The sequence below is a fragment of the Bacillus sp. SCT118 genome, assembly GCF_058566435.1.
The window spans coordinates 3803694-3826420 of record NZ_CP191225.1; the positions used below are offsets into that span (position 1 = coordinate 3803694).

Genomic DNA, 22727 nt, shown 5'->3' on the forward strand with positions numbered 1-22727 from the left:
TATGAAAAGTAATATACATAAATATCAGGAGATCACAAAAAAAATAGAAACTGACTTGTACCCTATCAGTCAAAACGATAATGATTTACTTTCGTACCTAATGAAACAAGACTCTTTCACACTCAACCAAATGAAAGTGTGTTTAATTGAACCACAGCTCACATTCAAACACACTGTCAAAATCGTATTTACAGTAACATTAATAACGTTATATATTTATTTTTTCAGTTCTCATTATAATGATTTAATAGAAATGGGTGTACAAATGTTTTTTGTGTTAATTGGCCTAATATGGGTATTTGGTGTTTACCCATTTTCAAGAAGAGTTCAAATTTCTGAACGCTTCAAACAAAAATCCGAAAACGCCCGCATAGTCGGTATGATCGACTTCGTATTAGAACAAAAATACAAAAAAAGCATCTCTGAATAATCCCACATCAGAGATGCTTTCCCTTTGTCCTCATCACTTGTCTACCACAGCCGCACTGTCACGCGTAACCGCAGCTGGCTCCCTCAGCATCACATTCATTACGCTCGCAAGCACGAGCATTCCAATCGACAAATAAAAAGCCAGTGTATACTCACCCGTTACCGTATAGATGACGCCGGGCACATACGCACCTAGTGCCGATCCGATCTGATGGGCGAGTGACAGCCAGCCAATCATGAGGCCGATCGAGTAGTTTTGAAAGTACTGGGTGGCGAGCATTTGAGTCGGTGCTACCGTTGCAAAGTCCACTAATCCAAACAGAATCGCAAAGGCTAAAAGCAAGTAAGGCTCGTGGCTGTAAATAAGAATCACGATCGACAACGCCCGCACCGCATATAAAAAGCACAGGATTTTCCGGCTGCTCCACCGGTCCGCTACAATTCCGGACAGCAAGATGCCAGCAATATTAAAGCCTGCCAGCAGACTGACAGCAGCACTCGTGACTGTCGTTGAAAAGCCATGATCATGAGAAAACGGAATCAAATGGGTATCCATCAGCCCCACGGTCGTAAATCCACAGATCAAAAACGGAAAAATCAAGTACCAGAATTGCCTCATCCGAAACATCCCGGTCACTGAAAGAGCTGTTGTTTTGGGTGCTGTTTCTTTTTCTGATGCAGCCAGTCCGCCTATCGGCTCTGTATTCTTTTCTGAAGGATTGTTCCGCAGCATCAGCAGCGCAGCCGGAAAGACAATCACGATTAACAGCAGTCCCAACACCACAACCGTCAGCTTCCAGCTAAACCAATGGATCAACATGAGTGAGCCGGGAACGAGAAGCATTTGCCCCGCGCCAAAGCCTGCTTCCATGATCCCAAAGGCTAGTCCCCGCTTTTTGCTGAACCAATTGACGACCAATACACTTGCCGCCACATTCGATGCTCCGCCCACTCCAAGTGAGACACCCAGCCCATAAAGCAGAAACAGCTGCCAAGGCGAAGTCACAAGGTATGTTAAGAAAATGCTGACTCCTGTCAGTAACGCACTCCATGCCAAAACAGCCCGGGCACCCCATTTGTCCACAAGCCGCCCAATCACAGGCTGTGATATGCCATAAACAATAAAACTCATCGTCGAAATCAGCGAGATGGTGCTTCTATCCATTGAAAACTGCCGTTCCCACGGCTCCACAAACGCACCAAATGACAGCCGCACCCCCTGAACCGCCAATAAGATCAAAAAGGTGACGGAGACGATGATCCACGCATAATGCAGTCTTTTCATGACAGCTCCAAATCCCACCGTTCTTCTGTCAGCTGCTGTCCCCATAATGGCGCTTCTTGTTTTACTTCACTTATCCTGAATCCAAATTTTTTATAGAGCGGACGAGCCTCAGCCATGGTGCTCACCGTCCAAAGGAAAATGCGGTCAAACTTCATGTCTTGGCAGTATGCAACCAGATGCTCCAGCAATTGCGTGCCGAGCCCCCTGCCCCGAAAATCCGCATCAACCAGAAACCATCTGAGCTGGACTGTCTTTTCATCATGCTTGACCAATCCGACAGAGCCGGCAAATTTCCCGCCGCTTTCCGCAATCCATATTTTTTCGATGTCAGCATCAAATGTCTCCTGAAGATAAGCTAAAAACGTGTCATCCCAACCGTGAGCCTCCGCGTAAAATTGTCTTTGTTTCTCAATAAGGAGTTGTAGATCCTCCGAAAGAAAATAATCTCTAATCGATATCTCTGATGTTCTGGCAGAAAGCGACTGTGAAAGGATCGCTTCAATCTCTGCCATCGCCTCGGTAAGCTTGTGCTGCTCCTTTTGGTTGATTTCCTTCAGCATCAGTTCTACTTGTTCGTTGGCTTTCTCCTCCAGCTTTTTATAAATCATTTTTCCTGTTTCTGTGACAAAAATATAATGGTGGCGGGCGTCATCTTTGCTCCTCTGTTTATAGATCAAATCTTCTTTTTCAAACTGCTTCACAATCCTGCTGACATATCCCCTGTCAAGCCCCAGTTTATCCTGAAGAGCTTTTGCCGTACAATTAGGCGTATTATAAATCTCAAATAAAATCCGTGTTTCTGTTAAGGAAAACGGGCTGTCGTAAATGTGCTCATTAAGGAAACCAAGGACGTTTGTATAAAATCGATTGAACTTTCTGAATTTTAACCCGACAGATGATTCTCTTGTTTTCAAATCAATCCCCACTTTCTAATATTGTTGACTAAGGCAATTATAATCACATATAGTTGCTTTAGTCAACGATATGTTAGAAAGTGAGGTCTTTTTAATTTCCTGATTCCTTCCTTTTCCTTACCACAATCAATGTGATATAGGATAAAGCCAGAGAAAACAAGCTATAGACAACAGCCCATCCCAAAAATGATTCATTAAAAATGGTAAAGGTGAGCACAAGAGAAATCACCAAACTAAGCATTGGCATCAGATACGGGTTTTTACAAATACAGGTCCCGACAATCGATAGCAGCATAATTCCTAACGGTAAAATAAAGAATGCGATATCTAATTCATCCACCTTTAAACAGCCTCCCTCCAGATTTTTATGTTACTAGTAAAAAAACATAACTGCATTTAGTAAAAGGATAATATTTACTTCCATAAGGTCCAATTTGAAAATTACCCGTTTACATTCGCTCCGGACTATGATAATTTAAGAAAGCGCTATCATGATAAGTTAATAGCTTGGATGGAGATGAGGAGAGCCAGGAATCCAACCCCTTTTGACAAGGGGTGTTTTCTGGCTCTTTTTGTTTTTCGGGAAAGGAGGCACGCCACACATCCAGCACAAACAGCAAAGGGGGATAATTGTTAATGCTTAATATATTTAAACCGGCTCCTCACATTGAGAGACTGGATGATTCAAAGATGGATGCGGCATACAAACGGCTCAGGCTGCAAGTATTCATTGGTATTTTCATTGGCTACGCAGGCTACTACCTGCTGCGGAAAAACTTTGCCTTTGCCATTCCTTATCTGCAGGAACAGGGATTTTCGAAAACAGAACTGGGTTTGGTGCTGGCCGCTGTGTCCATTGCGTACGGCTTCAGCAAATTCATCATGGGAATGGTGTCTGACCGCTGTAATCCGAGATATTTTCTGGCGACAGGCCTATTTTTATCAGCAATCGTTAATATTCTATTCGTTTCAATGCCTTGGGTGACTTCGAGCGTCACCATCATGTTTATTTTTATGTTTATCAACGGATGGTTTCAAGGAATGGGCTGGCCGCCATGCGGCAGGACGATGGCCCATTGGTTCTCCATAAGTGAACGCGGCACAAAAATGTCGATCTGGAATGTCGCCCATAACATAGGCGGCGGTATTCTTGCTCCGCTTGTCACTCTTGGGATCGCGATGTTCGTCACTTGGAAAAGCGTGTTTTTCTTCCCTGCCATCATCGCCATTATCATTTCATTTTTAATTGTTTTATTGGTTCGTGATACGCCTCAATCCTGCGGACTCCCGCCAATTGAAGAGTATCGGAATGACTATCCAAAACACGCTTTTAAAAATCAGGAAAAAGAATTAACAACAAAAGAAATTCTTTTTCAATATGTGCTGAACAACAAATTTCTTTGGTACATCGCTTTTGCCAATGTATTTGTTTATTTCGTGCGGTACGGCGTGGTTGACTGGGCGCCTACTTACTTAACAGAAGCCAAAGGCTTTTCTCCTGAAGACTCGCGCTGGTCGTATTTTCTTTACGAATACGCAGGCATACCGGGAACGATCTTGTGCGGCTGGATCAGTGACCGATTCTTCAAAAGCCGCCGGGCACCGGCAGGCGTTTTGTTTATGGCGGGTGTTTTCATTGCCGTATTGGTGTACTGGCTGAATCCGGCCGGCAATCCGCTCGTAGACAATATCGCCTTAATCAGCATTGGCTTCTTAATCTACGGACCTGTTATGCTAATCGGCCTGCAAGCGATCGATCTAGCACCGAAAAAAGCAGCCGGAACTGCAGCCGGTTTGACCGGATTTTTCGGATACATCGGCGGATCCGCTTTCGCAAACGCCATTATGGGCTTTGTCGTTGACCGTTTTAACTGGAACGGCGGCTTTATCATGCTGATCTCATCCTGCATTCTTGCCATCGTCTTCTTGGCTTTGACGTGGAATACAGGAAAACGGGCAGAGCATGTTTAAGAAAGACACATAAAAGATTAATAGTTTTCCAACACGCCGTTTACATCCGTTTTTTAATATGAAAGACAGGTAGTGCTTATCTATAAGGAGGAGAAATCATGAGAAAAAATAGAATACTGGCCTTGTTTGTTCTGTCGCTGGGCTTACTCTCATTTATGGTAACGCCAGTGTCGGCAGCGTCAAAAGGAAACCTGCTGTCACCTGACCGTATCCTGACCGTCGCGCACAGAGGGGCTTCTGGATATGTGCCTGAGCACACGATTCTGTCTTACGAAACCGCTCAGAAAATGAAAGCTGATTATATTGAATTGGATCTGCAAATGACAAAAGACGGAAAATTGATTGTCATGCATGATGAAAAACTGGACCGCACCACAAACGGAACGGGCTGGGTGAAAGACCATACGCTCGCAGACATTAAGAAGCTTGACGCCGGTTCTTGGTTTAATGAATCCTATCCTGAAAAAGCAAAGCCGCAGTACGTCGGCCTTAAAGTTCCTACATTAGAAGAGGTATTAGACCGTTTCGGAAAGCACGCAAACTACTACATTGAAACAAAATCGCCTGACACCTACCCAGGTATGGAAGAAAAACTGATCGCTTCTTTGCAGAAACATAAATTACTGGGGAAGCATTCTAAGCCAGGCCAGGTGATCATTCAATCGTTCAGCAAAGAAAGTCTGGTAAAAGTCCATCAATTACAGCCAAACCTGCCGACCGTTCAATTGCTGGAAGCCAAACAAATGGCGTCAATGACAGATGCTGCCCTGGAAGAAATCAAAACATACGCTGTCGGTGTGGGCCCGGATTATAAAGCTTTAAATCAAGAAAACGTCCGTATGATCCGCATCCACGGCCTCCTGCTTCACCCTTACACAGTCAATAATGAATCTGATATGCATCGCCTGCTTGATTGGGGCGTAACAGGAGTGTTCACCAACTATCCTGATCTTTTCCACAAAGTAAAAAAGAGTTATTAAAAGCAAAAAACCTTGCGACAACTATCGCAAGGTTTTCTTCTATATTTTATTCTTTTCCGGCAGCAGCTTCTGACTGTCCATTATGCAGCTGAGAATTTATCTCTTTCGCATCCTTTAAGTATTCTGTCTGGTAGCCGCTCTTCAGCGCCCACACATAGAATACAAGTGATACCATCGCAATCAGAACCATATCCCAGCCATAATGAATGACATTCAGGCCGCCGAATTTATCACTGCCCAAATAAGAAATGACCATCATGGCCAGCAGATAAAACACCATCCAGACGCCGGCTTTAAAGTTCCGGCCAAACCCTTTCCATTTCGCCTTCGCCTGATAATAGAAATAAATCGGAAGACCGATCAGGATAATAAACAGAACCTGTCCTGTTAACGGCCAGCGTGCCCAATACAGCACCAGTGACGCAAAGATAAATCCAAGCGGCGCAATCACGTTTAAGCCTTTTAAACGAAGAGGCCTGTACAGGTCTTTCCCCGTCCGTCTCAATGTCATCACTGTGATCGGGCCGGTGATATAAGAAATTAACGTAGCAACGGAAATAATTTCCGCTAATACGCCCCACCCTCTGAACAGGAACAAAAAGATGAACGACACAATCAAGTTAAAGAACATTGCTTGTCGCGGAACGCCGTAAATCGGATGAAGCTTCCCGAATATACTCGGCATGTATTTGTTTTTTTCCATTCCGTAAATCATTCGGGACGTTGTCGCCGTATACGTAATCCCTGTTCCAGACGGTGATACAAATGCATCTGCATATAACACAATAACAAGCCAGTTAATATTCAGCGCAATCGCCAGATCAGCAAAAGGAGAATTAAAATTCAGATGGCTCCAGCCGTGAGCAATATCAGAAGGATTCACCGCTCCGATGAAGGCGATCTGCAGCAGGACATAAATCACTGTTGCAACGAAAAGAGAGCCGACAACCGCAATCGGAATTGATTTCCCCGGATTTTTTGCTTCACCCGCCATATTAATCGGGCTTTGGAAACCATTAAACGCAAAAACGATACCTGAAGTGGCAACCGCCGTCAGCACACTTGCCCAGCCATTCGGCGCAATGCTTTGACCGCCAGTAAAGTTTTCTCCGTGGAATCCGACAAACAGCAAAGCTCCAATCGTAAGACCCGGAATAATAATTTTAAAAATCGTAATTAATGAATTCGCTTTCGAAAATAGATTGACTGTCCAGTAGTTCAGCAGAAAATAAATGAGAAGCAATACAGAGGCAAATGCTAGTCCTTCCCCAGTCAGCGTTCCATTCTTCACCAAACCGCTTGTCCATTTCGCCCATTCCCAAGGCCAAGAACTCATATATTGAACGGAGGCCACCGCTTCAACCGGAATGACGGACACAATCGCAATCCAGTTGGCCCAGCCCGCAATAAAACCGATAAACGAACCGTGTGAATATTGCGTATATTTTACCATTCCCCCCGCTTCAGGGAACATAGAACCTAGTTCACTATAAGAAAGAGCAATAAATAAAATGACGACCATTCCAATAACCCATGAAATAATAGCAGCTGGCCCTGCTATTTGAGCCGCACGCCAAGCCCCGAACAGCCAGCCTGAACCGATCATCGATCCGAGCCCGACCATCATGAGGGAAAACGTTCCCATTCTTCGATGCAATTGATTCATATCGTAAACACCTTTCATGTATGATGACATTCTCTTGCTAATTATATTATTATTCTGATTACTTTACTTTGTCAATATTTATCGAATTTTGACTGAAACTATAATAAGTCAATGTATATTACCTTCCAATACAGGAATGAAGTCACTAGTTTCTTCTTAAATGGAATTTACTGTGAACCCCAATGATAAAAACACAATAGGTTTAGCTATTTCCAAAACGGGAATGATACAGGAAACACTATTCTTAAAATAGAAAGGAGTATCACCATGAAACAAAAGCTGTTACTTTCAGGTCTCGCTGTTTCAACTGTCGGCATCACTTCTTATCTATTAAAAGACCCGTCAAATCGCCAAAAGGCAAGAGAATTCATTCACAGCATGAAGATGAAAATAACAAAACAGCCAGACATGGAAACGTTCCCAGTCGATAAAGCCGGCCACCCGGACCCGCAAGATATCGAGGACAACAAAATGGTATCAGAGGGCTCCATGTATCCCGTCCAATACTACGATGAAAAAAAGAAGTAATCAAAAAGCTCTCTTCGATAAAGGAAGAGAGCTTTTTAATTTAACCTTTTCGTCTGATTCCGCTCATTACAAAGCCGCTTTCAGGCAATGACGGCATTCTGGCGAGACTGTAATGCAGTGATTGTTCCGGAACATCGTATTCAATCTGATGGACGAGGAAATCCAGGCTCGCTTTCATGACTTCAATTGTAATGCCTTCCCCTGGACAGCGGTGGCCTTTCTCGGCGTGCCCCCCGCCTTGAGGAATCATATCAAACAGATTTTCTTCCCGCTCCGCAAATCGTTCCGGTCGGAATTCATCGGGATGATCCCATAGACGAGGGTCGTGGTTCGTTCCATATACATCAAGCAGCACCGATGTGCCCTTCTTAAACTCACAGTTATTCCATACAAAATCTTTTTTGACAAGCGCCCCTAAAAATGGGCCGAACGGATAATATCTGCGGACCTCCTGCACAAACATTTCTCTTTCCCGGCTGTTTCCAGACCGCAGCCATTCCTTATATTTCGGATGCTCATGAAGCGCCAAAGCTGAAAACACAAGAAAGTAAGAAATGGCGACAATAGGCCGCAATACATTAATCAGCTCAATGGCTGCCATACGGGAATCCAGCTGGCTTCCATCTTCTTGTGTGTGAAAAGCCATTTCATGCAGCGCTGTTCCGGGAGTCGTTTTCAGCAAGCCGGCACGAGCATCTTCAATCATGACTTCAATCCACTCTTCCGCACGCGGCCTTGCTCTTCTTCCCTTCCAATGCCGCGGTCCCACAGCACCGAACGCATCGACCATGTCAATGAAGTCATCCGCTCTCTCTTTGACTTCCGTTTCCTTCAACGGAACACCTGCCCAATAGCACGCTACCCGGCACAGGATTTCTTTTGCTTCTTCAAATAACACAACCTCATCTGCCTTCTCCCATCTTGTGACTGCTGCTTTCCACTCCTCTGTCATCAACTCAGCCAAACGTTTTTGATGCGGCGGTGTCATCAATGACAGAAAAAGCATCTTCCGATGGATATGCGCGCTGCCATCCATTCCCTGAATCGCATTAACACCAAACAGCGATTTCTGCACCCGCTTAGGCAAAGCGTTCTGCCGCTGGAATCGATCCGTATCATAAAACACCTTCGCCGCCTCAGCGCCAGTCATGCAAATAAAGTTTTTTCCCAACAAACGGGCCTGAAACAGATCTGAATTGTAGCGCTCTGTTCTGTTTTTAATAAATAAATACCCTTCCTTCAGCAGTGTCAGACTGTTATCGAGACTTTTGTCATGTGGAATCTGCTCATTCATCCGCTTACCCTGCCTTCCTTTTTACCCTCTATTTTCACGTTATCTTCCGAATATAAACCCAGTAACAGTATTTGTTTACAAAACCAAATTAAAGCGCTTTTTGATTATTTTTTAAAGGAAGAACAAACGAAATAGAGAAAAGGTAGTTAATCAAAACGAAGGGGAGAACAAAATGAAAAAATGGATATATGTTGTGCTTGTGCTGAGTATTGCAGGGATCGGCGGCTTCTCCGTCCACGCAGCATCATCTGCTCATGAAAAACACTTGAATGTCAGCAGAATGAATGTCGATGACGAATTCAAGGATACGGATGGAACCTTCATTCTTCACGATTTACAAAAGGAGCAGACATTTGTCTATAACAGAAAACGGGCAAATCAAAGACAAACTCCGCAATCCACCTTTAAAGTCGTGAACGCTTTAATCGGTTTGCAGGTCAAAGCTGTAAGAGATGAATACGATGTTAAACGATGGGACGGGGTCAAGCGTGAATTCGAATCATGGAACCGCGACCATACGCTTGGCTCGGCCATGCGCGAATCCGCAATCTGGTATTATCAGGCATTAGCGAGAGATATCGGCGAGGAAAGAATGAAAACATGGCTTCATACACTATCTTACGGCAACGAGGATATCAGCGGGGGAATCGACCAGTTTTGGCTGCAAAGCTCGCTCACAATATCTCCGCTGGAACAAGAAACCTTTTTGGAGAAACTATTTAAAGAGGAGCTTCCATTTGACAAGCCGGTAATGAAAACCGTCAAGCGCATGATGATTCAAGAGGAAGGCGATCATTACACGCTCTACGGGAAAACCGGAACCCGCCTGACAGATATGGGATTAGGATGGTTTGTCGGATTCATCAAAACAGAGCATGGCTCTTATGTCTTTGTCACCAATGTCGATGATTCCGGCACAAAAGCCAAAAACATCACCGTGGATATCCTGAAAAAGTATGGCCTGATCAGATCCTAAATAAAAGAGCCCTGCACGGCAGGGCTCTAAATCTCATGCTCAAAACAATAATGATTCACAAGCTCTTCAATCAAATCATGATCGGGATATTCCCCGTTAAATTCAAATTCGATTTCTTCCACAAATTCTCCTTGATGGTACACATGGATGGCTCCGTTTTGACGGACAACGCTAAACTCCGGCTGAAATGTATATCCGCTTCGTTCAATTGCTCCCATTTCTTACCCGCCTTTCTCAAAGCAGTAATTCATACACCTCGTTTAATTCCTTGGCCCGTTTTTGATCCTGTTCATTCTGGGCATACTTAATTTCTTTTTCTAATACATGATTCAAAAAAGACATTTCATTATCATCTAAGTCTTTTACAAATTCCTCTTCATTTGCATAACGCTTCGCCAGCATCTTCTTGCAAATACGCTGGCAGACTTCATTTTCTAGATGATTCGAAAGTGATTCGCGCAAATAACCGAGTGTAACATCCATTTTATGAACACCTTTCCTTCTGCTATCTTTACCCTATAGCTTGCTAAAATAGGGAAAATCCATACGTGAAAAATAAAAAAAGAGACATCCGTGAATGTCTCTTTTTTATCGTTATTCAGCTGCTTGTTCGCTTTTTATCAAATTGGCCTGCGTGCGTTTGCCAATCCCAAACACATAATAACTAATGACCACAAGCGCTAAGAAAATCACGCCTACAATCAGAGAGATACGAGTATCATCGTTAAACCACATGCCAACCAGAACCATCAGCAAGAAAGCAATCGTCAAATAGTTTGTAAAAGGAGCAAACGGCATTTTGAATGGATGTTTATCTAATGTAGCACCCTTCGCTTTTCTGAATCCGATATGGCTGATCAAAATGATAAACCAAGGAATCATCCCTGGGAGCACGCTTGCGCTGTATACATAGACAAAGATCTTCGGCGGCGCGATATAGTTCAGTACAACACCGACAGCCAAACCGATCAGCACCGCAATTGTGCCATACAGCGGCACACCATTGCGTGAAATCTTCTTAAAGAATTTCGGTGCTTGTCCATTGACACCCAGTGTATACAGCATGCGGCCCGCGCTGAAAATACCGCTGTTACAGCCGGACATTGCAGCAGTAATCACGACAAAGTTAATAATGCCGGCCGCTGCCGTAATTCCGATTTTCGAGAACGTAGACACAAACGGACTTCCGAGTGAGTTGAGCTCATCCCAAGGATACACCGTCACGATCACAAAAATAGCACCAATGTAGAAAATCAAAATACGCCAGATAATACTTTGAATCGCATTTCTTAGCGTGTTTTGCGGGTCCTTCGCTTCACCCGCTGTAATCCCGATCAGCTCAACTCCTTGATAGGCCGCAATGACAAGAGACAGTGCAAAGAAGAAACCTGAGAAACCTCCTGCAAAGAAGCCCCCGTGAGACCACAGGTTCGACAAACCGATCGCATCTCCGCCGTTGCCAAAACCGAAGAAAATAATTCCGATTCCCGCAATAATCATCAAGATAATCGTGACGATTTTAATCATCGCAAACCAAAACTCAAATTCCCCAAACGACTTAACAGAAATTAAATTCGCCGCACCAAGAATCACCATTGCCACGATACCAGGTATCCAAGCAGGCAAATCCGGGAACCAATACTTCATATAAGAACCGACAGCGATAATTTCTGACATGCCGACGATAATCCACTGGAACCAGTTGCTCCATGCTGTTATATAACCTGCCATCGGATGAATATATTGATGGCCGAACGTCGCAAAAGAACCTGTGCTCGGCTCGACATACAGCATTTCACCCATCGCACGCATAATAAAAAAGATAAAAATTCCGCATATTGCATAAGCCAGAAGGACAGATGGACCAGTCCATGAAATCGTGCTGGCAGAACCCATAAACAAGCCAACACCGATCGTACCGCCCAAGGCGATCATCTGAATATGGCGCGCACCCAGGCCCCTCTTTAATTCTTTATTTGCCACTCCTCTTCCTCCTCCTAACAAAATACTCATAAATGAGAAAACAGCAGACCTGCTTGCCTTCACATGAATCAGTGATAACAATCAGAAAATTCAAACTTAAAATTGTTATATAATCTCCTAAATTACTTATTTCATCATAATAAATTTCTCTGGAAAATACAATTGTTTTTTTCAGGTAAACACCTTTGTTCAGAGTTTTGAATCGTTCACTTCTTTTAAAATCTTTTATATAAAAATAATAAAATTGTTTGAATATTAAAATTAATACCCCCCTTAGATTCTCATAAAAAATAAGCTGTTCTACATGAACAGCTTACTTAATAATTCACACCCGTTTGACGCTTTAATGCTTCAAGCCACCCGGTATCTCCGGTCCCATAGCTCTTGCTTTGTCCCACATCTCTCAGAGATCCATTGCTGTAATCAATTGATAGGATGAAATCCGGAATGGCATTATACCCGGCTTCCGCGATTTTACTGAGCTCTGAACGATAGTAAGATATAGCATAAGAAGCCGTTTGTTTCTGCACTGGATCTTTTTCAAGCTCTTCCTTATATACATCTATTAAGTCACGTCCCTCAGGCGTGACGTACCGCCCATCAATCACTTCTAAATCCTTCAAATGGTAGCCTGTGACTTCGTACATCTCACGAGCTGCCTGATACTTTTGATAGGCCTTTTCGGAAAATTGTGTTGAATCACTGCTTTGGCTTTTCATGATGTGTAAAAATAGTTCTTTGCTGTTGTCTCCAGATTGCAGCACTTGCTCAATTTGCTTGATCAGATCCTGATCGTCTGACCCGCTCACCCGCACCTGATAGTCAATCGGCGTAATCGTAAACGTCAGCTCTGTCCCCTCTGGAATATGAATATGGTTTCGATTCAACAGCACTTGCAGCTGCTGGTTAACCTGTCCCCGCTGATACACCTTTTCATTCTCAGCTTCCACTTCCCCATGAAATGTGACATTCCGAAACGCAGCATCCTGAAGGTTATAGTTTTGCGCCTTCCCTTTGAATAACCATTCTGTTTCATTATCGTAAGCGGCCTGTCTTTCTGCAGCTGACAGATCACTTCTGAAATAAGGAGACTTTGAATTTTGGTACTTATCCTTAATATAGCCTAATGGATCAGACTTTGTTTTGTTAATCGCATTCATCCTGCTGTATTTTTCATCTAGTATTTTGATTCTGATATCACTCTCAGATTCATAGGGGTTTTGGGATTGAATCACTGTTTCTTCCCCTGTGTCTGTCACTGTTCGATCATTCACTGATTGATACACTTTGCTGAACGTCCCGCTGTTTCCCGACACGCTGGTTTTAGAATAATTGAACTGATTGATTCCCCCAGTTGAAGATTGTGACTTAAGCCTGCTGTATGCCTTTTCCAGAACTGCCGCTGGATTTTCAGTCGCATTCTCCCGTTTGGCAGGCGCATTCTTGCTCAATATGTTCTGTGCCATCAGCTGAGTGCGGATAAATTGCCGATTCAGACGCATTGAATTCCCTCCCGAGTATTCTCTCTTATTCTTTTTTATCGGCAAAGATAATGTATATATTAACCTCAAAAAACATTTATTTACACCTAAATCGTTATTATGTATGATGGAAATAAAAGGAGGTTGTTTGCATGGTGAAAAAATGGCTTATTCCATTCGCTGTTATGCTGTCTGTCTTATTCACCTTTACGTATTCGGCATCAGCTGTCGGAGTCACTGCTATCACAGGAAACAATTCATTTGATACCGCAATGCCGATCGGTTATTGGAAATATAAAAATATCGATACAACAATACTGGAAGCTGGTCAAGATGAAGCCTATTTCACTTTTACGGCTAATAAGGGAGAAAAAGTATACGTGAGGAGTACATACCAGAGCGCGTATACAGGGATGAAGATTGAAATTTATGATAAGAATAGAATACCTGTTTCTCAAGGGACAGAAGTCATTAACCCTAACACGTTTTCTTCTTTTATTTATGCAAATGCAGACGCCCAAAACACGACAGATACCTTTTATGTGAAAGTGTCACGAGGCACCTATACCGGAAACATGTATTTTACACTTTCAATTGAAGACCGAATCAAATCAGGCAGCGGAACATTCCAATTCAGCGGCGTTGCTGAAAATAAAGGAAATACAAGCCTTAGCCTCTCAGGTTCTGACTCCAGCGTGATCAAGGTTGATTTAACAAACCAATCTGGGATACCGCGTGATGCCATTGTAACCAGAGTTCAGACAACCGCCACTCAAACACCAAGCCAGGGAAATACACGCCACCTGATCATGACGAGCGAAAACAACGAATGGCGCCGTGCTCTTGTAAACAGCTCGACTTCAGGGTCTTATGATATCTCTTTGTCAGATCAACTCAGTGTGGCAAAGGTATGGAGTTTTAAATATAATACATTAGCGACTGCCAGATCGACGATGAGCAACGTAAAAGCAAAAATAGATTATGAATACGACGTGACAAAGCAGTTTTAACTTATACCGAGCCGGTTATCCGGCTCTTTTTTATTCTCCGTCTAGAAGGTAAACTATAATCAGTACAACCAAGGGAAGTGCAGACATGGCATTAAAACTTCTAAAAAAACTGCTTTTTGACCGCCCTCTAAAGAACGGCGTTATCTTAAATCATCAATACAAAATCGAAGAGTGCCTCGGTATGGGAGGCTACGGTTTGGTTTATTTGTGCACCGATATCCTAACTCAAACACCATATGTCTTAAAACAGCTTCGGAAGACAAAAGCGAAAAAGGAAAAAGAAAAAGTCCGGTTCCAGCAGGAAATAAAACTGCTCAAAAGCATTCACCACCCGCAAATTCCGGGCTTCATAGATGAGTTCATCATAGACGGACAGGCTTATTATGTCATGCAGTTCATTGAGGGAGAAAATATAGAAGAATTATTATTTTTTCGAAAACAGCCGTTCACAGAGCTTATGGCGTTACAACTGATTTCGCAGCTGCTTGAGATTATAGAATACCTGCATGATCGCCTTATTTTCCACAGCGACATCAGAACGCCTAATATCATCATCAATGACGGCAGGCTCTGCCTCATCGATTTCGGCCTTGCCAAACAATTGACGCCTGAAGAAATGGAGGAAATAAAGGTACGAAAACAGGATGACTTCTTCGATCTCGGAGAAACGCTGTTATTCCTGCTATACTCTCAATATAAAGGAAAAAAGAAGAAAAACGGCACTTGGCTGGAGGAATTAACACTGACAAAGGAAGTAACCCTGCTGCTGAAAAGATTATTGGGCATCGAGGAAGAGTATCAGCACACCGCTTCCATTCGCGAGGATCTAAACCGGGCCATTCAATCGGTCACATAAAAAAACCCTTGTCCCAAATAGCGGAACAAGAACTTTTTTCGATTAACTGCTGCTGTAGCTCCGGCGTTTGTAACGATGACTGCCGCCATAACGGTCGTAGTGTCTTCTTTTGCCTGAGCTGCTGCTGTAGCTGCGATAATGTCTGCGCCGGCTGCTGCTGTAATGCCGGTGTCTGCGATATCGGTCACTAGAACTGCTTGAGAGGTACTTAATCGTTTTGATGATTTTTTTAAACATATGATGTTCACCCCATTTCTTTCTCCCTATTATATAAATTTTATAGGAGAAAGAAAAACATCAGCAGGGTCACTCTTTTGAAAACAAGAACTCCGTTCCGTTATCATTTGTATGAAGCTCATAAGTAATCGCAAGCAGCCTGCATGTATCCTCAATAATCTTTAACCCAAGTCCCTCACTGCTCTCATTCCGATCAAATCCAATACCGTCATCACGAATAAAAACATCGCCATGTTCAATCGTGACTTCCATCTTTTCAGCTTTTGAATGCTTTAACGTATTTTGAAAAATATTATCAAACAGCCTTTGCATCCATAACGCGTTGCTCATCCATATCACATCTGAATCTGCCGGCTTATAGTGCAGCTCAATCCCACTCATACTGTATAAATAATCCCACTTTTTCACCGCTGTTTCTAATAGCTCGTTTAGACGCACTTCTTCATTTACAATATAAGAGCTTTCCAGCGTCTCAGCGGAATATAGATTGAATTCATTGGTTAATTCCGAGATATATTCGATTTGCTGATACAATGATTCGAATACAGCCTGACCATGACATTGATCTTCCAAATAAAATAACTGCAGCCTGAGAGCCGTTAAAGGTGTATTAATGTCATGCCGCAGTTTTTGCAAAAGCTCCTTTTTGATTTCCTCTTGCTGTCTCAGCTCCAGTTCACGATATGTCGTCCGTTCAATTAACAAATTGACCGACTTGATCAGTTCCCCGATTTCATCAGCACGCTTCACTTCAATTTTATCGGGCACCCTTTGATCACTCGCCAAATGCCGAATGGTTTGATTTAATAGATTGATTTTATGCAACAGAGAATGAATCGACTTTGAAAATAAAAAAGCTAACAATAAGAGCGATATCAAAAATACAACGATCATTGCCGGGTACGCAAACGACCTGTGAAAGGGCATACCATGATTCATCGTTTTAAACATGCTGTCATAAATCACAGACATCAAAACACTGACCGCCAGCAATAGCATCGGAACACTAATGACGGCCGTAAACAATAACAACTGATATTTTGTCTTGAGCTTCATTTCTTCACAACGGTATTCAGCCGATACCCTTCTCCATATATATTTTCAATCATCTCACCCGCTTGATCATTGATTTTAGCTCTGATTTTTTTAATATGCACATTGACAATATTCGGGTTTCTATCTTCGAGCTGCCATAGATATTCAAAGAAATGTTCCTTTGTCAGGATACTGTCTCTATTTTCATATAAATAAAAGAAAATTTTCCGCTCAATCGCAGTAAACAATACCTCATCATGCAGGCTTTCATTGAACACTTTTTTCGTTACCGCATCAATATACAAATGTTTGATTTGCGTAAAGGTGCCATAATGATGCTCAAGCATATTCCGCATTCTTAATAGCAGCTCTCTCGGATCAAAGGGCTTTACCATATAATCCTCGCCGATCTGCAAACCTTGAAGCTTGCTGTCCATGTCATTGCGGGCCGAGAGAAAAATAACCGGAATGCCCAGCCCCAGCTCTTTGATTTTTGCAGACATTTGATACCCGTCTTCACCCGGCAGCATCACATCCATAATGACCAAATCCACCTTCTGAATCACCGAAAGCACATCCGCTCCATCTGTTTTCCATATCACACGATATCCCTCACGCTGCAAAATCTTTTGCAGCAAATCACCAATCATCACATCGTCTTCAACGATTAAAATATGATAACCCTTCATCTTAGCGAACCTTTCTCATAAACTCCATGGACAGTTTATATATTTGATCAGGCTGATATAAATAAATACTGTGTGTTCCCCTCAGTTCCTTTATATCGGCAGTATTGAATTGAGCTGCAAACGCTTCATAGTCTTTTCGGTTTTGTATAGCATACTTTGAATGTCTATTTTGGTCAGAGACCGCATCTAAAATCAAGACGGGAGTTTCCTTTGGTGCCGGCAGATTCACAGATTTGCTGCCGTTTTGGTAAGACTGTAAAAGCTCATGCTCCATATCTGCATTAAAAAATTGCTTAAAGTTAATGGCTTTATAGATTTCTTTTTCTTCATCAGTTAAAAACGACTGCCGAATCGCCTCAGGATTATATACAGCGGAAGGCATAAACCGATGAAAACCAATCGAGGTTAACAGGTGGAACCCTCTCACTTTCAATCTGTCAACTCCGCTCAATTTATACGTGACGTACTGCTGGGGCAATCCAATATCCATCGCAATAATGGCCTTGATTTCCTTAGGATATTTCTGTGCCCAATACATCGCTTCAATCCCGGATATCGAATGAGGCATTAAAATATAAGGAGGCTTATTTCCGCTTTTCATAAGCGCTTTCCTCGTCTGTTCCAATACCGTATCAATATCTCTGTCATCGTGAGACACTTCACTGTATCCATAACCTGCCCGATCTACAACAGCAATCTTATTTTCTTTTGAAAACTTGCTGTACAGCCCCTTCATTTCATAAGCAGGCGCAGCAATCCCCGAACCGGACATAAACACAAACGTATCCTTCCCGCTTCCCTCTTGATACACATTCATCTTTTTACCGTCAACATCGACTAATGTGCCTTTACCTTTCAGCAGTGCCGCCTCCTTATTTAGCTGGAAATGGTGATAAATAAATACCGAGACGGATACAAGCAAAACCAAAGCAGCCAAGCTGACAAAAACAATTTTGAGGACTTTCCATAATGTTTTCATATAATGCTCCTTTCACGTGATACTGAAAGGATACGATATGAAAATAAATAACTGATTAACTTTGGAACAGTTTTATTTTCACATTTGACTTTGCCCTTACGGAAAGGTGTACATTTGGAGCATAGAGGTGATCACTCGGCTATCGATCGGCGAATTTTCAAAGATATGCAAAGTATCAACAAAAACACTGCGATACCATGATGAAATCGGACTCATCCACCCAGAAGACATTAATCCTGAAATGGATATCGGAGGGTCTATCCGCAAAGTCCGAGAATTTCTTATACGCAGCCTTCTCCAAGGAGAACGACATTGAGAAGGCTACCGCTTATATCAATCTTTCACAAAACATAATTCAGGGGTATTTAATCTATTTATTCCTATTTATTCACACAACAAAGTCACCACAAAGCTTTTTTCTCTTCTTCCTGCTCGATAAACAGATAATTTTCAGGACGTGCCAAAACAGAAAAAAGTGCCAAAAGCAACTTCCAACCTCGAAGCGGACTACCGCATCTAAACTTCAACACTTCTCCTTCCGCTAAAGTAAACCTCAAAGTTGGGCTTGTACACCAAGCAATCTTCACTTGAATAACATGCTCACCAGGCGGTAAATCAATTCGCAGCCTTCCTCCATCTTTGATAGTTCCCATCTCAGCCCCATCAATTAGCACTGAATACTCTCTCATTTTGTTGATGTACTGCGATATCCTCTAATTTCAATATACGTCTCTTGATTATTCACGATGACACATCCTCAAAGTAATGATCTTACAGGCGGGAAGCGCTAGAACCCTTCCGCCATACCGTTATTTCCCTTCCTAGTATATTATAACTTGCTGTGCTTCAGCTCTCTGTCGGCAAAAATCCCTTTCAGCTTCAGTGTGCCTTCTACTTGAGCTTTTTAAAAAAACACCCGCTTGTATAACGAGCGGATGTTAGATCTTTCGAAATTATTGATTGATATCTTTTAGCGCTTGTTTCGGTTGCGAATTGAAAATCAGCAATGATGCAATAATGGCAATCATAACCCCTAACGCACCAACCCAGGTAATCGAGGCCAATGATACGTTTTCCACAAAAACCCCTCCTATTCCTGCGCCGACCGCCATGGCGAATTGCATCATTGACTGATTCATGCTAAGTAAAACACCTGACATTTCCGGTTCTATTGTAGCCAGGTGAAATTGCTGTGTCGGACCGGTGGACCATGCGGCAAACGACCATAATATGAGAATCACCAACACTCCGATATAGAAATGAGTAACAAGTGACAGAAGAATCAGTGTGACGATATGCAACGTCATCCCGCCAACGAGTGTAAAGGACACTCCCCATTTATCGGTGCTATATCCCCCAAACTTTGATCCAACCAAACTGGCAATTCCAAATATAAGCAAAACACCACTGAGCAGCTTGCCATTTATACCTGAGATGTTCAAGAGATACGGTGACAAATAAGTGTAAGCAACAGAATATCCCCCGAGCCAGAAGAAAGTGATTGATAATCCCATAGCCACTTTCCGTTTTTTGAAAAGAGCAAGCTGTTGAAGCAAAGGCACAGGCTTATCCCCTTCAGTATGCGGAAGAGTAAAGAAAATAACGACCATTGCGATCAATCCCAACAAAGCAATTGCTCCAAATACAGACTTCCAGCCTAATGCTACTGCTATCATTCTTCCAAGCGGAACACCAATGATTAAAGAAGCGGTAAATCCCATCACGACCGTAGCGATGGCACTTCCCTGCTTCCCTTCCGATGCAATTTTAGCGGCAATCGTTAAGGCGGTGACAACCACCACACCTGCTCCCATCGCCATAATGATCCGCGCTGCAATAAACCATCCATAACCAGGCAGTACAAAAGCCAGGACATTACCGAACACAAACAAACCTAGGGCATACATCATCAATTTGCGTCTATCCATACTTGCTGTCAACGCCATAAGTACGGGTGTAGAAAGAGCATATACAAGTGAGAAAATGGTAATAAGCTGGCCCGCGGCAGCCAAAGTGATCCCGAGAGTATGAGCAATTTGATCCAAAATTCCCGAAATGATGTACTCTGAGGTTCCAACTAAAAAGCTGACAATGGCTAAAATATAAATTTTCCAAGTGTTAGACATAAAACATTCACTCCTTAATTATTAATAAACATATCACGAATTATCGATATGTTATTATAAAAAATAAACACATCGTAATATGTCGATATGTATGGTGTAAAAATAAACATCTTTTGATGTTTATTTTTATATCTCTGTTTTAAGAAAGTCAGCAAGTTTCCCAATGGCTTCTTCATCTCTTTTGTAATACGTGTACTTTCCGATTCGCTCCGCCTTAATTAGGCCGGCTCTTAAAAGGATGGTAAGATATTGGGAAGCCGTCGATTGCGTCATTTTCAATTTGTCTGTTATTTGACTGACACATACCCCGATTGTGTTCATATCAATCCCTTCATGGGGTGCAAAATGACGATCGGGCTCCTTCAGCCATTGCAAAATTTGCAGCCTTGATTCATTTGATAAGGCTTTGAATACTTCAATTGGTTCCATATCGATTATTATATCGTTATATTCCGATATGTCAATCCGTTTTTTGGATATATTTAATTAAAGGTTTATCTCTGACAATTCCGTGAAATGAAACTGAAGACAGCATATCAATTTTGTTCACCACTTAAATTTATCATCAAGCTTTACGAAATTGGTCTCATAATCATGTCACTAAACACTTGGGGGAACCCGGCAGGCAATTAAAATGAATTTAGTATTGTTCAAGTGACTAATTACCATCATCAAATTCATGTATTTAAAATAGATGTGAAAAAACATCCGCTCATAACAACAGCGGATGTTAGATCTTTCGACAGGAATAACAAAACAGTATACTATGAATTGACATCTCTTTGTCCGCTTAGGATATGAATAAAAGTTATCAATGATGCCATAATTGTAAAACAAAAGAAGCGGCAGTTCATTATGTTCAATTCATAACAGATTCCATACCGTCAAAACATTTTAATTTCTTTAGATTATAAGATCTTTTCCAAATTTTTCTCTAGATCATTACATAATTTAAATACCATCACTCGTTCACCTGTCCGGGAGCTTAAATCAGTATGAAAACTTTTCACTTTTTCTCCGGTTATTTTAAGGATAATATCCTTAAGGCCATCTATACCCGATTCGACTAACTCCGAACGAGTTTGTTTGATAGATAACATACCCTCTTTTGATCCACAAACTACATATTCGGCTGGTGTTAAAATCCCTTTTAAATTGACGATGATCATGTCCCGCAGTATATCAGTCTTAACAGATACAGACCCCCGCCCAAGATAATCCTTCTCCCATTGAGTAATGGACTTACTGATCTCTGATTCAATAGAACCCTTCGACTTTTTCATATCTAATACATCTCCTGAGCAAAAAAATTGGCATATTCTATTTGTGATTTCGTCTCATTAATATTCTCTTACAACATATCCTTCATATACACCTTCAATATCCAAATCAGTTTTACCGTTTCTTGTGACCACTATCATTTTGGATAACATATTTTCTTCCATCATAGAGTGGACATGCAAAAATCGAACGTTTCCTGAATGGGTTTCCTCAACTTCTTCATAAGACTTTAGATGATAAAAATCAATTGCTTTTCTAATTAGTTTTTTCATACATTCCATATTTTCACGATCAAACGAGTTCATTTCCTCTATTGTTTTCGTGACAAAATCAGTTAAATTAGCGCTCATACAATCTCCTTAGAACTGCTTTCTCCATATATGGGTGCGTTTAGAAGTTGAACCTGTATTTCATCATGACAAGCAATGATCAGGTAAGGCTTGACCTGTTTTAACATCAGGAACCTCCACGATTGAGGGTTTTCCATCCTTATGATGAACGAATAAACCTCTAACTTTAACATATGACGGCACTAGGGGATGATGTCGAATCATATCAACACTTTTTTCAATGGTGTCACTGTTATTTTCATTTAGCCATTCATCGACCGTACCACCTAAAAATTCAGGCTTGCAATTTTGAAAGAGATAATCCAATGTTTGTATTTTATCTTTCATTGTTTCAAGTTGAGTTAGTCCATTACCTGCGGAAGTCTTCTTGTCTTTTGTTCCTACTACAAAAATCTCCTCAACATCTTCCTGGTAAATCGCAAAAATAACAGACTTCATGATTTCTCCATAAGGATGTGAAATACTGGCACCATAGCTTTGTATAGTCAACATATTCTCTGCAGAAGTGTTAGTCGCTTCTTGTAAAATAGGCTCCAAACCGTTTTCAATATCCGTCAAAAATAATACTTTTTTATTTTGGTTTACATTCATACAGCACACCTCTTCCTTATGTTTATCATTTTTATTTTGAATAACAAATCCATTTGATAAATGCTT

26 protein-coding genes and 1 pseudogene are annotated in these 22727 nt (G+C 41.9%); 8 read left to right on the forward strand and 19 right to left on the reverse strand.

The window, feature by feature from the left end; genetic code table 11:
* Position 1 precedes the first annotated feature (1 nt).
* Positions 2–430, forward strand: a complete 429-nt coding sequence (locus ACQVGT_RS19445) for a hypothetical protein (RefSeq protein WP_015482733.1) — start codon at positions 2–4, stop codon at positions 428–430.
* A 33-nt stretch (positions 431–463) separates the two neighbouring features.
* Here the strand turns inward: ACQVGT_RS19445 and ACQVGT_RS19450 are convergent, their stop codons facing one another.
* From ACQVGT_RS19450 to ACQVGT_RS19460, 3 genes are all read right to left on the reverse strand, one after another.
* On the reverse strand, positions 464–1714 hold the full coding sequence (locus ACQVGT_RS19450) for an MFS transporter (RefSeq protein WP_041518179.1): 1251 nt from the start codon (positions 1712–1714) through the stop codon (positions 464–466).
* Complete coding sequence (locus ACQVGT_RS19455; protein WP_015482731.1) at positions 1711–2628, reverse strand: bifunctional helix-turn-helix transcriptional regulator/GNAT family N-acetyltransferase; 918 nt, start codon at positions 2626–2628, stop codon at positions 1711–1713. Before ACQVGT_RS19455 ends, ACQVGT_RS19450 begins: the two co-directional genes overlap by 4 nt.
* 91 nt (positions 2629–2719) lie before the next feature.
* Positions 2720–2968: a YbeF family protein gene (locus ACQVGT_RS19460; protein ID WP_015382635.1), complete on the reverse strand. Its 249-nt coding sequence runs from the start codon at positions 2966–2968 to the stop codon at positions 2720–2722.
* A gap of 296 nt (positions 2969–3264) precedes the next feature.
* Between ACQVGT_RS19460 and glpT the strand changes: the two genes are divergently transcribed.
* Positions 3265–4599, forward strand: a complete 1335-nt coding sequence (gene glpT, locus ACQVGT_RS19465; protein WP_003246460.1) for a glycerol-3-phosphate transporter — start codon at positions 3265–3267, stop codon at positions 4597–4599.
* A 98-nt stretch (positions 4600–4697) separates the two neighbouring features.
* A complete protein-coding gene (locus ACQVGT_RS19470; RefSeq protein ID WP_015382634.1) occupies positions 4698–5579 on the forward strand; it encodes a glycerophosphodiester phosphodiesterase in 882 nt (293 codons plus the stop codon).
* Between the two features lie 46 nt (positions 5580–5625).
* On the opposite strand, the gene aimA is transcribed toward ACQVGT_RS19470, so the two are convergent.
* Positions 5626–7245, reverse strand: a complete 1620-nt coding sequence (aimA, locus tag ACQVGT_RS19475; RefSeq protein WP_015482728.1) for a glutamate/serine transporter AimA — start codon at positions 7243–7245, stop codon at positions 5626–5628.
* Between the two features lie 267 nt (positions 7246–7512).
* On the opposite strand from aimA, the gene ACQVGT_RS19480 reads away from it, so the two are divergent.
* Entirely contained in the window at positions 7513–7773 is a 261-nt protein-coding gene (locus ACQVGT_RS19480) for a YbyB family protein (RefSeq protein ID WP_003234883.1), read from the forward strand.
* A gap of 40 nt (positions 7774–7813) precedes the next feature.
* Here ACQVGT_RS19480 and cypC read toward each other — a convergent pair whose 3' ends face one another.
* On the reverse strand, positions 7814–9067 hold the full coding sequence (gene cypC / locus ACQVGT_RS19485) for a CYP152 family fatty-acid peroxygenase CypC (protein WP_015382632.1): 1254 nt from the start codon (positions 9065–9067) through the stop codon (positions 7814–7816).
* 172 nt (positions 9068–9239) lie between these two features.
* Between cypC and blaOXA the strand changes: the two genes are divergently transcribed.
* Positions 9240–10043, forward strand: coding sequence for a class D beta-lactamase (blaOXA, locus tag ACQVGT_RS19490; RefSeq protein WP_015382631.1), 804 nt, complete (start codon positions 9240–9242; stop codon positions 10041–10043).
* A 26-nt stretch (positions 10044–10069) separates the two neighbouring features.
* Here the strand turns inward: blaOXA and ACQVGT_RS19495 are convergent, their stop codons facing one another.
* The 4 genes from ACQVGT_RS19495 to ACQVGT_RS19510 all read right to left on the reverse strand — a co-directional run bounded on the left by ACQVGT_RS19495 (position 10070) and on the right by ACQVGT_RS19510 (position 13528).
* Positions 10070–10261, reverse strand: coding sequence for a DUF5370 family protein (locus ACQVGT_RS19495; RefSeq protein WP_003234886.1), 192 nt, complete (start codon positions 10259–10261; stop codon positions 10070–10072).
* A 16-nt stretch (positions 10262–10277) separates the two neighbouring features.
* The gene (gene csgA, locus ACQVGT_RS19500) at positions 10278–10526 is read right to left on the reverse strand and encodes a sigma-G-dependent sporulation-specific acid-soluble spore protein CsgA (RefSeq protein WP_003234887.1); all 249 of its coding nucleotides are present in this window, start codon (positions 10524–10526) and stop codon (positions 10278–10280) included.
* A 111-nt stretch (positions 10527–10637) separates the two neighbouring features.
* Complete coding sequence (locus ACQVGT_RS19505; RefSeq protein WP_015482727.1) at positions 10638–12026, reverse strand: amino acid permease; 1389 nt, start codon at positions 12024–12026, stop codon at positions 10638–10640.
* Positions 12027–12343: 317 nt separating this feature from the next.
* Positions 12344–13528, reverse strand: coding sequence for a DUF4885 domain-containing protein (locus ACQVGT_RS19510; protein WP_015382629.1), 1185 nt, complete (start codon positions 13526–13528; stop codon positions 12344–12346).
* Positions 13529–13659: 131 nt separating this feature from the next.
* Between ACQVGT_RS19510 and ACQVGT_RS19515 the strand changes: the two genes are divergently transcribed.
* Together ACQVGT_RS19515 and ACQVGT_RS19520 are read left to right on the forward strand one after the other, a co-directional pair.
* Positions 13660–14517 carry a hypothetical protein gene (locus tag ACQVGT_RS19515; protein WP_015382628.1) on the forward strand — a complete coding sequence of 286 codons (858 nt, stop codon included), beginning with the start codon at positions 13660–13662 and terminating at the stop codon, positions 14515–14517.
* 85 nt (positions 14518–14602) lie between these two features.
* Positions 14603–15373 (forward strand): serine/threonine protein kinase, encoded by a 771-nt coding sequence (locus ACQVGT_RS19520; RefSeq protein WP_015382627.1) that lies wholly within the window; start codon positions 14603–14605, stop codon positions 15371–15373.
* Here the strand turns inward: ACQVGT_RS19520 and ACQVGT_RS19525 are convergent.
* Genes ACQVGT_RS19525 through ACQVGT_RS19540 form a run of 4 tightly spaced genes read right to left on the reverse strand, consistent with a single transcriptional unit; the run spans position 15358 to position 18313 of the window.
* The gene (locus tag ACQVGT_RS19525; protein WP_015482726.1) at positions 15358–15621 is read right to left on the reverse strand and encodes a hypothetical protein; all 264 of its coding nucleotides are present in this window, start codon (positions 15619–15621) and stop codon (positions 15358–15360) included. The genes ACQVGT_RS19520 and ACQVGT_RS19525 overlap by 16 nt on opposite strands.
* Positions 15622–15679: 58 nt before the next feature.
* A complete protein-coding gene (gene ybdK, locus ACQVGT_RS19530; protein WP_015382625.1) occupies positions 15680–16666 on the reverse strand; it encodes a two-component system sensor histidine kinase YbdK in 987 nt (328 codons plus the stop codon).
* Positions 16663–17334: a two-component system response regulator YbdJ gene (ybdJ, locus tag ACQVGT_RS19535; RefSeq protein WP_015382624.1), complete on the reverse strand. Its 672-nt coding sequence runs from the start codon at positions 17332–17334 to the stop codon at positions 16663–16665. Before ybdJ ends, ybdK begins: the two co-directional genes overlap by 4 nt.
* A 1-nt stretch (position 17335) precedes the next feature.
* Entirely contained in the window at positions 17336–18313 is a 978-nt protein-coding gene (locus ACQVGT_RS19540) for an alpha/beta hydrolase (protein WP_015382623.1), read from the reverse strand.
* Positions 18314–18443: 130 nt separating this feature from the next.
* Between ACQVGT_RS19540 and ACQVGT_RS19545 the strand changes: the two are divergent.
* A pseudogene (locus ACQVGT_RS19545) lies at positions 18444–18558 on the forward strand (MerR family DNA-binding transcriptional regulator); the annotation flags it as partial.
* Between the two features lie 156 nt (positions 18559–18714).
* Here ACQVGT_RS19545 and ACQVGT_RS19550 read toward each other — a convergent pair.
* The 6 genes from ACQVGT_RS19550 to ACQVGT_RS19575 all read right to left on the reverse strand — a co-directional run bounded on the left by ACQVGT_RS19550 (position 18715) and on the right by ACQVGT_RS19575 (position 22661).
* Positions 18715–18966: a hypothetical protein gene (locus ACQVGT_RS19550; protein ID WP_236822441.1), complete on the reverse strand. Its 252-nt coding sequence runs from the start codon at positions 18964–18966 to the stop codon at positions 18715–18717.
* A gap of 300 nt (positions 18967–19266) precedes the next feature.
* The gene (locus tag ACQVGT_RS19555) at positions 19267–20439 is read right to left on the reverse strand and encodes an MFS transporter (RefSeq protein ID WP_015382622.1); all 1173 of its coding nucleotides are present in this window, start codon (positions 20437–20439) and stop codon (positions 19267–19269) included.
* Between the two features lie 126 nt (positions 20440–20565).
* Positions 20566–20868 carry an ArsR/SmtB family transcription factor gene (locus ACQVGT_RS19560; protein WP_003234907.1) on the reverse strand — a complete coding sequence of 101 codons (303 nt, stop codon included), beginning with the start codon at positions 20866–20868 and terminating at the stop codon, positions 20566–20568.
* Positions 20869–21347: 479 nt separating this feature from the next.
* Positions 21348–21722: a Na-translocating system protein MpsC family protein gene (locus ACQVGT_RS19565; RefSeq protein WP_015482722.1), complete on the reverse strand. Its 375-nt coding sequence runs from the start codon at positions 21720–21722 to the stop codon at positions 21348–21350.
* A gap of 57 nt (positions 21723–21779) precedes the next feature.
* Positions 21780–22070: a DUF6407 family protein gene (locus ACQVGT_RS19570; protein ID WP_014475635.1), complete on the reverse strand. Its 291-nt coding sequence runs from the start codon at positions 22068–22070 to the stop codon at positions 21780–21782.
* A 63-nt stretch (positions 22071–22133) separates the two neighbouring features.
* Entirely contained in the window at positions 22134–22661 is a 528-nt protein-coding gene (locus ACQVGT_RS19575; protein ID WP_015482721.1) for a carbonic anhydrase, read from the reverse strand.
* Positions 22662–22727: the final 66 nt, after the last annotated feature.

Coding starts and splice junctions, on each gene's coding strand:
- ACQVGT_RS19450 (WP_041518179.1), bottom strand. CDS start 1,714: ATGAAAAGACTGCATTATGCGTGGATCATCGTCTCCGTCACCTTTTTG.
- ACQVGT_RS19550 (WP_236822441.1), bottom strand. CDS start 18,966: ATGGGAACTATCAAAGATGGAGGAAGGCTGCGAATTGATTTACCGCCT.
- ACQVGT_RS19515 (WP_015382628.1), top strand. CDS start 13,660: ATGGTGAAAAAATGGCTTATTCCATTCGCTGTTATGCTGTCTGTCTTA.
- ybdK (WP_015382625.1), bottom strand. CDS start 16,666: ATGAAGCTCAAGACAAAATATCAGTTGTTATTGTTTACGGCCGTCATT.
- ACQVGT_RS19445 (WP_015482733.1), top strand. CDS start 2: ATGAAAAGTAATATACATAAATATCAGGAGATCACAAAAAAAATAGAA.
- ACQVGT_RS19565 (WP_015482722.1), bottom strand. CDS start 21,722: ATGAAAAAGTCGAAGGGTTCTATTGAATCAGAGATCAGTAAGTCCATT.
- ACQVGT_RS19480 (WP_003234883.1), top strand. CDS start 7,513: ATGAAACAAAAGCTGTTACTTTCAGGTCTCGCTGTTTCAACTGTCGGC.
- ACQVGT_RS19575 (WP_015482721.1), bottom strand. CDS start 22,661: ATGAATGTAAACCAAAATAAAAAAGTATTATTTTTGACGGATATTGAA.
- ACQVGT_RS19555 (WP_015382622.1), bottom strand. CDS start 20,439: ATGTCTAACACTTGGAAAATTTATATTTTAGCCATTGTCAGCTTTTTA.
- glpT (WP_003246460.1), top strand. CDS start 3,265: ATGCTTAATATATTTAAACCGGCTCCTCACATTGAGAGACTGGATGAT.
- ACQVGT_RS19540 (WP_015382623.1), bottom strand. CDS start 18,313: ATGAAAACATTATGGAAAGTCCTCAAAATTGTTTTTGTCAGCTTGGCT.
- ACQVGT_RS19470 (WP_015382634.1), top strand. CDS start 4,698: ATGAGAAAAAATAGAATACTGGCCTTGTTTGTTCTGTCGCTGGGCTTA.
- ACQVGT_RS19560 (WP_003234907.1), bottom strand. CDS start 20,868: ATGGAACCAATTGAAGTATTCAAAGCCTTATCAAATGAATCAAGGCTG.
- blaOXA (WP_015382631.1), top strand. CDS start 9,240: ATGAAAAAATGGATATATGTTGTGCTTGTGCTGAGTATTGCAGGGATC.
- ybdJ (WP_015382624.1), bottom strand. CDS start 17,334: ATGAAGGGTTATCATATTTTAATCGTTGAAGACGATGTGATGATTGGT.
- ACQVGT_RS19510 (WP_015382629.1), bottom strand. CDS start 13,528: ATGCGTCTGAATCGGCAATTTATCCGCACTCAGCTGATGGCACAGAAC.
- ACQVGT_RS19570 (WP_014475635.1), bottom strand. CDS start 22,070: ATGAGCGCTAATTTAACTGATTTTGTCACGAAAACAATAGAGGAAATG.
- csgA (WP_003234887.1), bottom strand. CDS start 10,526: ATGGATGTTACACTCGGTTATTTGCGCGAATCACTTTCGAATCATCTA.
- ACQVGT_RS19495 (WP_003234886.1), bottom strand. CDS start 10,261: ATGGGAGCAATTGAACGAAGCGGATATACATTTCAGCCGGAGTTTAGC.
- aimA (WP_015482728.1), bottom strand. CDS start 7,245: ATGAATCAATTGCATCGAAGAATGGGAACGTTTTCCCTCATGATGGTC.
- cypC (WP_015382632.1), bottom strand. CDS start 9,067: ATGAATGAGCAGATTCCACATGACAAAAGTCTCGATAACAGTCTGACA.
- ACQVGT_RS19520 (WP_015382627.1), top strand. CDS start 14,603: ATGGCATTAAAACTTCTAAAAAAACTGCTTTTTGACCGCCCTCTAAAG.